Consider the following 14,744-nt stretch of genomic DNA (forward strand, 5'->3'; position numbering starts at 1 on the left):
TGTTCTCTAATAAGTTCTTCTTGTACTTTTTTACACATAATCCTAAAATCCAACAAAATAAATCCGAACAAGACGCTAAACGTGTGGGAAAAAGAACTATACCATAAATTCATTTCTTAAATTAGCATCTAAGCTAATTGCAAAAAGTTTTTAGCGTTATTATAACAGATATCTTCTATCATACCCCCAATTAATTTTTGATCATTTGGAATCAACCCTTTATTGATATCTTCCGCTAAAAGATTACATAATATTCTTCTAAAATAATCATGTCTTGGATAAGACAATAGACTCCTAGAATCCGTAAGCATTCCTATAAACCTGCTAAGTAGGCCTAATGAAGAAAGACTATTTATTTGCTTTTCCATACCCTCTTTTTGATCCAGAAACCACCATCCTGAACCAAATTGCATTTTTCCACTAATTGTTCCATCCTGAAAATTTCCAATCATCGTAGCTACCAATTCATTATCTCTAGGATTCAGATTGTAAATGATAGTCTTTGTAAGTTGATTCTTTGCGTCCAGTTTATTGAAAAATTTTGACATGTTTTGTGCCACAGCTAAATCTCCTATAGAATCAAAACCGGTATCAGAGCCTAAAGTTGTCAATAAACGTGCGTTATTATTTCTTAGGGCTCCATAATGAAATTGTTGTGTCCATTTTTTTTCCCAATCCATAATTGCCAAATCATGTAAAATTGCTGATTTGTATTTTAAGGCTTCTTTAGAGCTGATTTGAATTCCTTGCAGACTTTTCCTGAAAATGAGATTTATTTCAATTTCGGTATACTCATCTGCATAAAACTCTTCAATACCATGGTCAGAGAGTTTGCACCCTAATTCCGAAAAATAGTCGTGTCTTTTTTGCAAGGCCTGTAAGAGTGTTTGATAAGAATTTATTTCTATATCACTCACCTCGGATAGTTTTAAAATATAATTTAAAAAATTTATTGAATCGTCAATAACCAGTACTTTATCGGCCCTCCAAGTAGGAAACATTTTTATTTCATTGTTCTCTTCTCCTAACTGCTTGTGGTATTTTAAATCATCTATAGGGTCATCGGTTGTACAAAAGAGCTCTACATTATAATGTTTTAAAATATCTTGGGGTTTGAATTCCGTGGAACTCAGTTTGAGGTTGCATTTATGATAAATCTCTTTAGCTGATTCTTTATTTAACAAATCTGTGATATTGAAAGCGGATTTTAGTTCCATATGAGTCCAGTGATACAAAGGATTTCGAACGGTTGCAGGAACAGTTTCAGCCCATTTTTCAAATTTCTCCCAATCATTGGTGTTTTTTCCGGTACAAAATTTCTCATCTATACCGTTTGTTCGCATGGCTCTCCATTTATAATGATCACCATAAAGCCAAACCTCTGTTATTGATTTGAAATTTTTATTCTCTGCTATCTGTTTAGGATCCAAATGACAGTGATAATCAATAATTGGTAAATTAGCTGCATAATCATTGTAAAGTATTTCTGCTGTTTTACTGTCTAAACAGAAATTTTCATTGTTAAATTCTTTAATCTTCATTTTTGCTTTTATTAATTCCGGTAAATTGTCTACCTATAATTTGAGTTAGACACGCTGTTTGAGCTTTTTCCAAAAAACACTAATTATGCAATATGGACACCCCTTCAAACATCATCAAGCATTTTATTTAGGGATACTATTTCACAAAGCATCCCAATCAAATTCCGCTAAAAATTTGATTGGGATTTTTGTTTTTTATTTGTCCTGTCTACATCATTTATTGATGTCTTTCCTACCTAATATTATTTCTAAAGAATAATTTTCTTGACCAGTTGAAGTCCATCTCCATACATATTAATAATATAAATACCAGGAACTATTCCTGACACATTCAATGCACTTTCATTCTTTATAAATGCATTATCCACTTTACGACCGTATAGGTCATATAAGTGAACTTCATTGATTTCAATGTCGCTGAATATTTTTAATAGGTCTCCTTTTCTCACCAATCTGAGTCCTTGACTTACTGTCTCTTTTATACTAAGCGATTTCCCTTGAGTTGAAGAACCACTACAGTCAAATATTATTTCAGATTCTTCAGTATTGACTATAGTAAAGTCATCGTTAACAATAGTTATATCTGAATTGTTTAATTGATTCCCACAATTGAAAATAATATTTTCTGAATTTATTACTTGTATCCCTTTCTTACTCTCATCCTCTGAATTTTCATAAAAAAAGTTCCCGGTAAGTTTTACATTTTTAGTGTTACGAATACTAGCTACAAATTCATCTGCATAAGACCTAAAGGTGTTATTTTCAATTCTAATATCATCTACCAATTTATCAGGTATATTAGCATAGGACTCGGCCGTAATTCTTAAAGGCCATTTTCTAATATTGGTGATTAAATTATCCCTTACGGTTATATTACCAGGAATCGGTCCTTCTTGAAACGCATGCACTTCATTTGTAATAACGACACCCGCTGAAGTATTATTAATTGTATTATTTTCAATAATACCATCTCTATTACGACATAAAATAGCATAACGTCTATGATTCCTGAATATATTATTACGAATTCTGAATCCTGAATTTGAAATATTTAAATTCATTACATAGGTTTTCTCCTCGTCATTTTTATCCGAACAATTCCCATTAGCACAAGTTGTCACATCGACAACTCCATCCTCTGTAGTTACGTAATTATTATCTAAATCTATTGTTTTGATCCGCGTTCTACCAAGCTCTTTACCTACTTTCATATTCATGAAAACTAGCGTGTCACCTACTTGCATATTTGAAGTTCTGTTAAGCGTAAAACTATCGTTCCCTTGCATATCGTCTACATAGGCATAGTAGGAATACATATTCACACCATCATCACAAATTCCTTCTACAAGACAATTTTCAATAATGGGTCCTACTCGGTTATTCAACCAGATAAAACCTCCTCTATAACCGGAAATCAATCGACCTGAATTTGGCTTTCTTCTTATATTTACACCATCCAAACGTAAGCTTCCTGTATTCAATCTCCCCATAAACACCTGGGCTCTAGCAGAATAGTAATTACAATTCTTATAGACAATTTTTGCACTGCTGATGATATGGTTGAAAGCAGTTGTTTTAGCGACAATATCCATGGTAAATCGGTCGTTTATTTCCATCGCTTCCAAATGGATTTTACTATTATTTCTCACAGTGATCTTTACACTACTGCCTCCTAAAAGCTCACGCTGATCTGTCCATATCAATTCTTTCTTAATCTCATCTCCCGTAGGCCCCCATAACATTCCCCAAGGATTTGTTGCTGGAGGTGTTGTATATGGCAAAGGCAAAGGAAACCCTTGGTCAATATCCATAATAAAACTCCCCTCAGAAGTATCTACCGAAGTAATTCTTCCTTGTGTCCAACTCGTAGTTTGGTAATCAAAAGTCAGCCCGTTAATGATAATATTTTCACAACCACTTAAACGTGAGCCTAAAATATTCTCGTCCCCGATTATTGTTGCTCCTCTACCAAGAATTTTTTTATTCTTTTGATTCGATAGATTGAACAGTGTTTTATCTAAATCCGTATTATTAATGCAACGATACACACTTTCTGGTTCAAAATACAAGGTCGCTTGTGCTTCTGGATCTGCCAGAAAAACATCCATGGCTTGCTCTATTGCAGACAGATCATTGGTCGTACCATCTCCTGTAGCTCCATAATCTTGAACATAGACTTCTAATTGGGAATATACCACCGAAGTTGTCATTGGAAAAAACACGAATAGAATCATCATGATTTTCAGATAGTTTGCAATTGTTTTTCTTCTGTTAATTAAATAATTTTTCATTGGTTTATAGTTTATAAGTTTGTAGTTAACTATAAAACTATAGCATTCAGTAAAAAATTATTGTACTCAAAAAAACCATCTTTGTACTTTTAGTTGATCATATGTCTGTTTTTCAATGCATATCAACAACAACTGCCATGTACCCTATAAAACCTAGAAAAGTTTCATAAGAAAACACCAAATAACATAATCCAAACCAAAGCCCCTTTACCAACTCAACCGTAAAGAGCTAAAAAAGCCCCGTGAAAGAAAATTTCTATTTTTTTTCATGGGGCTTTTGATTAAGAAACCAGTACCTTAATACAATCCAAAATACTATAAGATGATTTTAGAAGTTTGTTTATACCCACTACTTGATATATATACTATATAAACGCCTGGATTGATACTTGAAATATCAAGTAGATTTTTATTATTAAATAAGGTATTATTCAACTTTCGCCCATGTATATCATACAAATGACCTTCATAATTTTTAATATCCGTTGACACTCTTAAAAAACCACCTTCTTTCCAAAATTTAAAAAGTTGGTTCTTCTTTTCATCGACTTCTACAGATAGGCTACAATCAAATATAACATCGGATGCATCCATCTTACCTATCGTTAAGTCATTTACAGATGCAATAGTTGTATTATTTAAGGTGTTTTCACAATCAAAAATAATATTATCGCAATTTATCAGTTCTATACCGTCATTTTCAAAATCCAAAAATGTATTACTGATTAACTCTATGTTACGAGCATTTTCGATACTAGCAACATGTTCCCCTTCGGTACTTGAACTAAAGGTATTATTAATCAGTCGAATATCACTCACCAATTTATCAGGTGTGGATGCCCAGGTTGCTGCATGAATTCGCAATGGCCACCTTCTAATATTTGTGAAAGAATTATTTTTAGCAACTATATTCCCTGGAAATGGTCCCTCATCAAAAGAATTAATCTCATTCATTATAACCAAACCACCTCCTGTATTATCACCATTGTTATTTTCAATAACACCATCTCTTGTTCGGCAGAGAATGGCAAAACGCCTATGATCTCTAAAGGTATTATTACGTATTTCATACATTGAATTTGAAATATTCAAGTTCATCACGTAAGTTGTTGTTTTAGCGTCCGTCTCACCTGCCACTACATTCAATATATCGCTTGTAGTTGTTACAACATCATCATTTAAAGTTGCAATATTAGTTCTACCAAGTTCCTTACCTTCATTCATATTCACAAAAACCAATGTATCTCCCACTTGCATATTATCTGTTCTATGGAGTGTAAATTGGTCATCACCAGATTTTTCATTTACATAAGCATAGTAGGAATACATATTGATCCCATCATCGCAAATGCCTTCTACGTAGCAATTTTCAATGATAGGCCCCATTCGGTTATTAAACCATATAAGTCCTCCTCTATAAGCGGAAAGCAATCTGGTAGTACCTGGTCTTCTTCTAATCTCCACACCATCTAGGTGTAATTTCCCTGTGTTTGTCCTACCTACAAACACCTGTGCTCGCCCCGAATAATAGGTGCAATTTCTAAAGGTGATATTTTTACTACTGATGATATGATTGAATGACTTTATTTTGGCAACAATATCCATTGTAAAACGGTCATTTATCTCCATGTTATCCAACTTTGTCTTATTATTTTCTCGAACGATAACTTTAACACTCCTTCCCCCAAGAAGAATGCGTTGGTCCGTCCATACAATTTCGTCTTTTATCTCATAACCAGTAGGTCCCCATATCATACCCCATGGATTCGTTGGTGGTGGGGTTGTATAACCAACCGGCATAGGATATCCTGCCTCTATCTCCATAACAAAACTCCCCTCGATTGGATCAACAGCAGTCACTTTTCCTTGTGTCCAGCTTAGTGTATTATAATCAAAAGTAAGTCCACTTACTTCAATATTATCACTATTTCTTAATTCGAATCCTAATAAATCTACATCTCCTAAAATCTCTGAACCGTTACCTACAATTGTTTTGTTTTGCTTATTATTCATTCTGAAAAGTATGTGCTCCTCAGTAGGAATACAACGGTATACTTTATTTGATTCAAAATACAAGGTAGAGGGAGAATTGTCATTAATAAAGTCTTCAATAACTTCCATTAACGCAGGTAAATCGTCTGTTGTACCATCTCCAACGGCTCCATAATCCTTGACATAATAATCAGCGGCGAAAACAACTGAAACTGTCATTGGAAAAAATACAAATAGAATCATTGAGATTCTAATAAGATTTATAATTGTTCTCATTTATTTAATTTTAAAAGCGTTAACCGACGGTTCCACAAAAAAGAACCTGTTAAAAACTCAAGGATGCTTCAAAAGGAATTTTATCTATTATGTGACTATAGTACAACCTGAATCGCCTGCATCTTGTTTTGATTTTTAGCAATTACTATATAAACACCTTTTGCTAATCCAGATATATTTATTTTGGTTTGCCCGTCAGGTATTTCCTTCACAACTCTTCCGAAAGAATCAATCAAAGAAACGTTGGTAATATTTTTTTGGGATATTATATATAGTAAATCTCCATCGCGATACACCTTAAACATATTATTCACTTTGTCCAGGTCATTGAATACACTAAGGGAGTCATCGTTGAAATACAATTCATACTTCATCGTTTCTGCACCGGTGAGAGGACCATCAGGTAGACCTGTTGGAGAAAGAGTGCCCACCCAAACTATCAATTCATCTCTAAGGCTCTCCGCAGTTTCTGGATATTGTTCAATAAGATTGTTCTTTTCTTCTTTGTCTTCGTTCAAGTCAAAAAGGAACTCCATTTCATCCGAAACTCTTAGTAATTTCCACTTTCCTTTTCGGATGGCTGTTTGCGTATAAAATCTCCAAAACAAGGGTCTTACTAACAAATCATCATCATCTTCTCCATTTAAATAAGGAAGAAGATCAACTCCCTCCAGTTCTGGCAATGTACTAACATCTCCCCCGGCATTCAACAGTGTTTTAGCCAAGTCAAGTGTATTGACAGGTTTGTTACTCGTTTGACCAGCGTTAATTTTACCTGGCCATGACATCACCATAGGAACTCGAATACCTCCTTCCGAAACCATACCTTTGTCTCCGTTTAATGGTTTGTTATCCGAACCGTCCCAAGTAATATTCATCCCATCGGTATATAGAGGGTGATTCTCATCAACATATGAATATGCAGCTCTACCACCACCTGGGGCATCAAGATACTGAGTGATTACAGCACCATTGTCACTCGCAAATATTACAATCGTATTGTCATAAATATTCAAGTCTTTTAATTTTTGAACTATTTGTCCAACACCTTCATCAACAGCTAACATAAGAGCAAGTCCCTTACGTCTTACTTCTGAATCCATGTCTGGAATTTGATCCAAATATTTATCAGTTGGAGTTAGGGGAGTATGAGGAGCATAATAGGCGGTATATAAAAAGAAAGGCGCGTCTTTATTCGCATTTCTTTCAATAAAATCGATACTCGCATCTGTTTTTTGGTCAACACGGTCACCACCTACAGAAATAGTTTCACCAGATTCCGAATCTTCATGTGGAGGAAAGTTAACTAAATAACTATTTCTTGTTCCCCAATAGTATTCATCAAACCCGCGATTACCAGGAAAATAGGGTTCTTGTAAATTTAATGGAATGGCATCTACATCTACTTTATCTCTATTTCCGTCTTTATAAATAGCATCAGGATAATTTTCCTCTGCCCATTCAACGCTCCAAGGATCTATATCAAGATGCCATTTTCCAACCATTCCCGTTTTATAGCCAAAACTTTTCAAATGATCAGCTATAGTTTTCTCTTCATCATTCAATGGTAAAGAAGGAATGGCGTCAAAACCATAACTTTGTTGATATTTACAAGTTAAAAACCCAGCTCTTGAAGGAGCACATTGAGGAGAGGTTACATAACCGTCTGAAAACAACACACCGCTTTGAGCAAGCGCATCAATATTTGGAGTAGCCACATCATCCAAAATATCATGGATACTTACATCGCTATATCCCCAATCATCGGTGTAAATCACAATGATATTAGGTTCGTCCGATTGTGCTTGCGCCAAGGACTCCACATGTGTAAGAATAACGCTGACAAAGGCAATAACTTTTATACAACTTTTAAAAAACTTCAATCTCGTCATTTTCATTTCCTATTTATTAGGTTAATATTCAATCGTTTAGATTCTATAACTTGTCAATACCCCCATCTGAATCGCGACAGGGGTTTGTTTTTTAAAAAAAATCAGTAATTTTCAATTGATATAAAAGACATTCTTAGTTTATCTTATTAAAGCAACACCTTAGTATAATTAACCTCATTATCTTCTGTTACATATACTGTATAAACACCTACAGGCAATCCTGATATATTCGCAGAAGTTTGTCCATCCGTTATTTCAAGAACAACAGCTCCAAAAGAATCCAATACGGTAATATTGGTAGTCGTTTTATCTGAAATTACATGAAGTACATCTCCATCTCTATATGCCTTCAATGAATTTTCTTGCACGGCCAATTCACTCATTACGTTAACCATGATATCCTGCCCTCCGAAATAAAGCTCGTATTTCATGCTTTCCGCACCTGTTCTTGGTTCAGTTGGCAGGTTTGGGAAGCTTGTTGTAGCAGCCCAGTCAGCTAATTCTTCTCTAAGATTGATGGCTCTTTGTGGGTATTGCTCAATTAAATTGATTTTCTCCTCTTTATCTGTATTCAAATCAAAAAGGTACTCTGTTTCATCAGAAACTCTAAGTAATTTCCATCTTCCTTTTCGTATTGCTGTTTGCGTATAAAATCTCCAAAAAATAGAACGCTTTGCCAAGACTGAAGAATTTTCCTCACCAGTTAAGAAGGGAAGAAGATCAAGTCCATCAAGTTCTGGTAATGCGCTAACATCACCTGCAGCCGTCAAGAAAGTTTTCACTAAATCAAGCGTATAGACATTTCTTGTAAATGTTTGATTGCCGTTTATTTTTTGCGGCCAAGATATCATCATTGGAACGCGAATACCTCCTTCAGAAAGCATTCCCTTATCTCCGGTTAAAGGTGCATTGTCAGAACCATTCCATACAAGACGCATACCTTCTTCAAAATCTGGATGATCTTCATCTACATACGAACGTCCAACTCTAATATCATTGCTGTCGTAAATATACTGAGTAATAGGAGCTCCATTGTCACTGGCAAAAATCACGATGGTATTCTCATAAATATCCAGTTCTTTCAATTTATCAATTATTTGTCCAACCCCGGTATCAACCGCTAACATAAGAGCAAGTCCTTTTCTTCTTACATCTGATTCAATTGAGGCAGGAATTTGGTTTAAATATTTATTAGATGGATTTAATGGTGAATGAGGAGCATAGTATGCTGTGTAAAGAAAAAATGGTTCATCTTGATTTGCATTTCTTTCTATAAAATCTAAACTAGCATTTGTCTTTTGATCTACGCGACTTCCACCAACACTGATCTCCTCTCCTGAAACAGTGTTTTCATAGGGAGGGAAATTCACTAAATAATTGTTTCTAGTTCCCCAATAATACTCGTCAAATCCACGGTTACCTGGGTTATATGGCTCTTTTAGATCAGCTGACACTAAGTCCATATCAACTTTCTCTGTCCCCCCTTGAGGGTATACGGCATGAGGTGCAAATTCATGAGCCCAGTCAGCACTGAAAGGGTCTACATCAAGGTGCCATTTCCCAACCATACCCGTTTTATATCCAAAACTTTTCAAATAATCGGCAATCGTTTTCTCCTCAACCCTTAGTGGTAAAGAAGGAATCGCATCAAAATTAAAACGTTGTTGATATTTACAAGTTAAAAACCCAGCTCTTGACGGAGCACATTGAGGTGACGTAACATACCCATTAGTCATTAACACCCCACTTTCTGCAAGTTCTTTAATTTTTGGAGTTATAATATCATCCTTAATATTATGGTTTTCTATATCACTATACCCCCAATCATCTGTATAAATAACAATGATATTTGGTTCATCCGTTTGGCCCTGAGCAAAGGCATTCATTTGCAAAATAGTTAAACTGACAAAGGCAATAACCTTTATACTGCTTTTAAAAAAATTTAATGTCTTCATGTTTGTTTGGTTTTGTTGATTCGTATTAATTATCAATTTAATTGAGTCTATAAATTATATCCCGAGATTTGAGTTTTTAGAATTTTACCCAATACTGATTGTTCTTTATTTTACTATTTAAACTCATCATATTCAGGATTCACATCAGCATTTTTAAATCGCTCACGATCTTTCCATAATTCGTAGGTAGCTCTTAACTGGTTTTTATCTTCTGGATACATTCCTTTATCATCCGTACGTTCAATCCAATCATTCAATATTTTACGGTGTTTTTTAAGTTCTGACTTGAACTGAGATTCTAGAGCTAGATTATGCATCTGATGCGGATCTTTGGCTACATCATAAAGTTCCTCTTCTGGACGTTTTCCAAACCAATGTTCTTCTTGATAAGGGGTAAGTAAGTCATCTTCACGCGCTTTCTTAAAATCCAACACAATAGGTTTGTTGTCACGGTAGCTAGGCTGCATCATTGTTCTCTCCGGAAAATAATTTTGAATATATCGGTACTGATCCGTTCTTACAGTTCGAATATGGTCTATCGTATAATCACATCTATCTCGGGCTCCAATAACATAATCAACAGTTTGATAATCATCAGAAAATAAATCTTGGCCATCAAAATGATCTGGTATAGAACCTCCAGCCAAAGCCAGTGTTGTTGCACTAACATCCAACAATGAAACTAAATTATTCACACTGCTTCCTGGTTTAATGGCTTTATGAGCACCTGCAATAATTAGTGGCACCTGCATCCCTCCTTCATAACAGAATTGTTTGTGGCGCAATGAGGATGGACTTCCATGATCCGAAAAGAAAAAAACAATCGTATTTTCTAACTCGCCATCGGCTTCCAACTGCTTTAATATAGCTTCTACCTGTGTATCCGATCCACGTGCAGCATTATAATGTTCCGTCCATGCTTGTCGTTGTGATGGGATATCTGGAAAATAAGGAGGTAATTCTACGTCATAATCTTCTAATTTTTGACCCTCACGAACATGTTTTGAATCTTTTTTCCCTCCCCACAGTTCAATCTGACCAAACCATGGCATCTTTTTGTCCGGCCTAGAATTCCACACATTTTTTGTCCATGAAAGTAAAGAGGAGGGCATATTACCTTGCCATCCATTCATACCTACTTTATAATTTTTCCTTGTTCCTACATCATATAAATCATGTCGGTTATAGTGGAAATTATAATCATCTTTATTATTACTAAAGGTAAAATACCCCTGCTCTTTCATTAACTCAGGAATCGTTTTTACGCCTTCTGGTAAATAAATTCTTAGCTCTTCAGGTACCACTACGTTATCTGTTGTACGACTGGAACGATGGTTATGTGTCCCCAAGGTTGTTTGCATAACACCCGTAATAAATGCAGATCGACTGGCAGAACATACGGGAGCAGTAGCATATGCTCTTTTAAAAAGCACACCTTCCGATGCCAACCCATCCACTGCTGGTGTAAAACCCGAGTTAATTTCGTCCTGATAACAACCAAGCACCGGATTGAGATCCTCAGCGATTATCCAAAGGATATTGGGTTGTTTAACTTCTGGATTCGTACAAGAAGTGCCTAATGTGCTTAGGACAATAAAAAAAGGGAAGATTAGTAATTGTTTCATATGTTTAAAATAAAATTATAATATGTTGATGTTATTTAGATGCATTGATCATTTTATGAGATTTCCGAAAGACTTATTGTTTAAAATCTATATCCAAAGAATTGACAATTTGCACGAGTCTTTTTGGTTTGATCGTAGGGTGAAAGAATTTTGTCCCTTCTATATAAGCGCCATTGACCTTATCAAAACACAAGCAAAACTCAGGAATATCTTTTCTAGTACTATGTACTTTAAAATTTCGGATATCCATATTATTAGCATGTTTCACATAAAGTCCATAGGCTGGTAAATTTTTTGCTTTTGAAAGGAAACCGTGTTTCTGGCTAGCTTTAATTTCAATTTCATCCCCATCAGAACCTTCTTCTCTTAGATAAATCTCTATATCTCGTAAAGTAAAATTTGAAATATAATTATCCGATTGACCAATAATTGAACTCCCAACAGATCCCACATTTACAGCTTTAATATCAGAGATTTCAACGCCTCTAAATATTGGCTTTTTAATGGTTTTTCTATTCCCTTCAATCTCAGGTCTCCAAACACGATTTCTGTCACCGATTCTAGCAGTAATTGGAGATAGCACTCCGTCCATGATAATATTAGAAATTGTTATGTTCTCTAATGTTGCTCCATCAGTAGCGAGTAAAAGAATTCCTCTTACCCCATTTGTCAATTGATATGGATGATGGGTTGTTCTTTCTAAGGAAGGTTTTATAATGCAATTGGAAATATTAATTCGATTAAAATAGCCACTTGATGCGGTTCCAAATTTTATAGCGCTGGCATGAGAACTAAAAATACAGTTTGACACAACTACATCTTCAACACCATAATCAGATTCGGACTTAAAGCAAAGTGCATCATCCTCGGAATCAATCAAACAATTAGAGATCATGACTCTATGACAATCCACAATATCCAAACCATCGTTGTTCATATTCGAGTGGTTATATACCTGAATATTTCTGATGGTCAAATTATCGCATTCAAAATATCTTTGAGCCCAAAATGCTGTGTTTTGGATTTTTATTCCCTCTACTACAATATTTTTACAATTCCAGAAATAAATACCATAGGGTCTATTCCTCCTTAAAACTCCCACTCCTGGAACAAATACATCATGATTTTGCCCGTTACCATGTATAGTACCAACTCCAGTTATTTTAATATTTTCCTGACCTTTGGCAAAGATAAAAGCTCTGTTACTTTCAAAAATAAATTCTTCCTTTACGTCGGCATATACAGCAGCAGATGTATCTGCAATACCTTTCCAAACCGCATTTTGTCTAAGTTCAATGGTAATATTGCTTTTGAGGTCAATCCTTCCTGACATATACACTCCTGAATCAAATATTACCTTTCCTCCACCACTCTCAGAGCATTTATTTATTACATCCTGAATAATTTGGGTATTATCCGTAATACCGTCCCCTTTTGCTCCATAATCCTGGATTGGGTAAGTATTCGCATTTGCCATATAGATGGAAAACAGATGGAAAAGAAAAATATGAAATACTTTTAAAAAGTTCATTTATTTAATTTATTTTAATTCATTACAATTGGCTTCAAATCAACTCTGAGGGAAATAAAGATGATACTTCATCGTTTCTGGTGGAAGGAGTTTCCCTTTTGGTAAAACCCTCGCGGAAGTTTCTTTTTTAGCCCATGTTTTAAGAGCTTTTCTAAGTTCATTGGCTTCATTAGGATATTTTTCTATTAGATTGTTTTTTTCTTCTTTGTCCTCTTTTAAGTCAAATAAAAACTCCATTTTATCTGAAACCCTAAGTAATTTCCAATTCCCTTTTCGGATGGCTGATTGAGTATAAAACCTCCAGTACAAAGGCCTTTCTAACAAACCTGTATTATCCTGACCATTTAGATAAGGCAAAAGATCAACACCATTTAGATTTGGCAAACTGCTTACATCTCCAGCCGCACTCAAAAACGTTTTCGCCAAGTCGAGTGTATTTACAGGTTTATCACAAACTTGACCAGACTTTATTTCTTTAGGCCAAGAAACAATCATAGGAACACGTATACCTCCTTCTGAAAGCAGTCCCTTATCACCATTTAAAGGTTTGTTGTCAGAGCCATTCCATCTCAGATGCATATCACTTGTGTATTTTGGGTGATCTTCATCAACATAAGACTCTGAAATTTTACCATTTGGAGTGTCAAGGAATTGTGCTAATGGAGCTCCATTGTCACTAGCAAATACAATTATTGTATTTTCATAGACATCTAGTTCTTTTAATTTTTTGATTATTTTTCCAACACCAGTATCAACTGCCAACATAAGTGCCAAACCTTTTCGCCTTTGTTCAGATTCCATTGGTGGAATTTGATTCAAATAAAACTTACTAGGTGTTACAGGGTTATGAGGAGCATAATATGCTGTATATAAAAAAAATGGTTTCTCTTTATTAGCATTTCTTTGAATAAAAGAAAGACTCGCTTTTGTTTTTTGATCTACTCGATCTCCCTTTAAACTAATTTCTTCTCCAAATTCGGTGTCTTGATAAGGTGGGAAATTGATGATATAATCTCTACTACGTCCCCAATAGTATTCATCGAAGCCGCGGTTAGCTGGCGCAAATGGTTCCTTTACCTTTTCAGGAATAAGATCCAAATTGACCATCTCTCTTCTTCCTTTCTTTTGTATAGCTTCAGGATAATTTTCTTGAGCCCATTCGACTCCCAAAGCATGTACACCTAGATGCCATTTTCCAACCATTCCTGTTCTATACCCAAAACCCTGCAAATGATTAGCAATTGTTTTCTCTTCCTTTATTAATGGCAAAGAAGGAATCGCATCAAAACCGAAACTTTGTTGGTATTTACAAGTTAAAAATCCGGCTCTAGACGGCGCACATTGAGGTGCGGTGACATAGCCATCTGTAAATAAAACCCCGTCCCTAGCAAGTGCATCAATATTTGGGGTTTTAATATCACTCATAATATCATGAACTCCTAAATCACTATATCCCCAGTCATCAGTATATATAACAACGATATTCGGTTGATCTTTTTGCTGTTGAGCATACGTATTTATTGCCAATAAAAATATACAGATAAAACCAATTGCCTTCAGGTACTTACTTAAATTTTCACATTTAAACATTTCTTTAATTTTTAATTCTTTAAATTTTATTTCCAACTCTTAGCGATTAAA

Annotated in this window: 8 protein-coding genes; all 8 read right to left on the bottom strand. The window is 35.0% G+C overall.

Annotation, left to right across the window (positions count from 1 at the left end; all coding sequences use genetic code 11):
- Positions 1-128: 128 nt before the first annotated feature.
- The gene (gene uxaC / locus P8H68_RS04510; RefSeq protein ID WP_300322153.1) at positions 129-1,541 is read right to left on the bottom strand and encodes a glucuronate isomerase; all 1,413 of its coding nucleotides are present in this window, start codon (positions 1,539-1,541) and stop codon (positions 129-131) included.
- A 248-nt stretch (positions 1,542-1,789) separates the two neighbouring features.
- Complete coding sequence (locus P8H68_RS04515) at positions 1,790-3,832, bottom strand: T9SS type A sorting domain-containing protein (RefSeq protein WP_300322155.1); 2,043 nt, start codon at positions 3,830-3,832, stop codon at positions 1,790-1,792.
- 315 nt (positions 3,833-4,147) lie between these two features.
- Positions 4,148-6,100, bottom strand: a complete 1,953-nt coding sequence (locus P8H68_RS04520) for a T9SS type A sorting domain-containing protein (RefSeq protein ID WP_300322157.1) — start codon at positions 6,098-6,100, stop codon at positions 4,148-4,150.
- A 95-nt stretch (positions 6,101-6,195) separates the two neighbouring features.
- Positions 6,196-7,998: a sulfatase-like hydrolase/transferase gene (locus P8H68_RS04525; RefSeq protein WP_300322159.1), complete on the bottom strand. Its 1,803-nt coding sequence runs from the start codon at positions 7,996-7,998 to the stop codon at positions 6,196-6,198.
- A 140-nt stretch (positions 7,999-8,138) separates the two neighbouring features.
- Positions 8,139-9,947, bottom strand: a complete 1,809-nt coding sequence (locus P8H68_RS04530; protein ID WP_300322161.1) for a sulfatase-like hydrolase/transferase — start codon at positions 9,945-9,947, stop codon at positions 8,139-8,141.
- A gap of 113 nt (positions 9,948-10,060) precedes the next feature.
- Positions 10,061-11,572 (bottom strand): sulfatase, encoded by a 1,512-nt coding sequence (locus tag P8H68_RS04535; RefSeq protein ID WP_300322163.1) that lies wholly within the window; start codon positions 11,570-11,572, stop codon positions 10,061-10,063.
- Positions 11,573-11,645: 73 nt separating this feature from the next.
- Positions 11,646-13,103 carry a glycosyl hydrolase family 28 protein gene (locus P8H68_RS04540; RefSeq protein WP_300322165.1) on the bottom strand — a complete coding sequence of 486 codons (1,458 nt, stop codon included), beginning with the start codon at positions 13,101-13,103 and terminating at the stop codon, positions 11,646-11,648.
- Between the two features lie 39 nt (positions 13,104-13,142).
- Entirely contained in the window at positions 13,143-14,693 is a 1,551-nt protein-coding gene (locus tag P8H68_RS04545) for a sulfatase-like hydrolase/transferase (protein WP_300322167.1), read from the bottom strand.
- Between the last annotated feature and the right edge of the window lie 51 nt (positions 14,694-14,744).

It is taken from the genome of Flavicella sp. (assembly GCF_029238425.1).
Taxonomy (GTDB): Bacteria; Bacteroidota; Bacteroidia; order Flavobacteriales; family Flavobacteriaceae; genus Flavicella.

What these genes read in the sequence shown, in the direction of transcription:
- P8H68_RS04525 (WP_300322159.1), bottom strand. Translation starts at nt 7,998, where the DNA reads ATGAAAATGACGAGATTGAAGTTTTTTAAAAGTTGTATAAAAGTTATT.
- P8H68_RS04515 (WP_300322155.1), bottom strand. Translation starts at nt 3,832, where the DNA reads ATGAAAAATTATTTAATTAACAGAAGAAAAACAATTGCAAACTATCTG.
- P8H68_RS04540 (WP_300322165.1), bottom strand. Translation starts at nt 13,103, where the DNA reads ATGAACTTTTTAAAAGTATTTCATATTTTTCTTTTCCATCTGTTTTCC.
- P8H68_RS04530 (WP_300322161.1), bottom strand. Translation starts at nt 9,947, where the DNA reads ATGAAGACATTAAATTTTTTTAAAAGCAGTATAAAGGTTATTGCCTTT.
- P8H68_RS04520 (WP_300322157.1), bottom strand. Translation starts at nt 6,100, where the DNA reads ATGAGAACAATTATAAATCTTATTAGAATCTCAATGATTCTATTTGTA.
- P8H68_RS04535 (WP_300322163.1), bottom strand. Translation starts at nt 11,572, where the DNA reads ATGAAACAATTACTAATCTTCCCTTTTTTTATTGTCCTAAGCACATTA.
- P8H68_RS04545 (WP_300322167.1), bottom strand. Translation starts at nt 14,693, where the DNA reads ATGTTTAAATGTGAAAATTTAAGTAAGTACCTGAAGGCAATTGGTTTT.
- uxaC (WP_300322153.1), bottom strand. Translation starts at nt 1,541, where the DNA reads ATGAAGATTAAAGAATTTAACAATGAAAATTTCTGTTTAGACAGTAAA.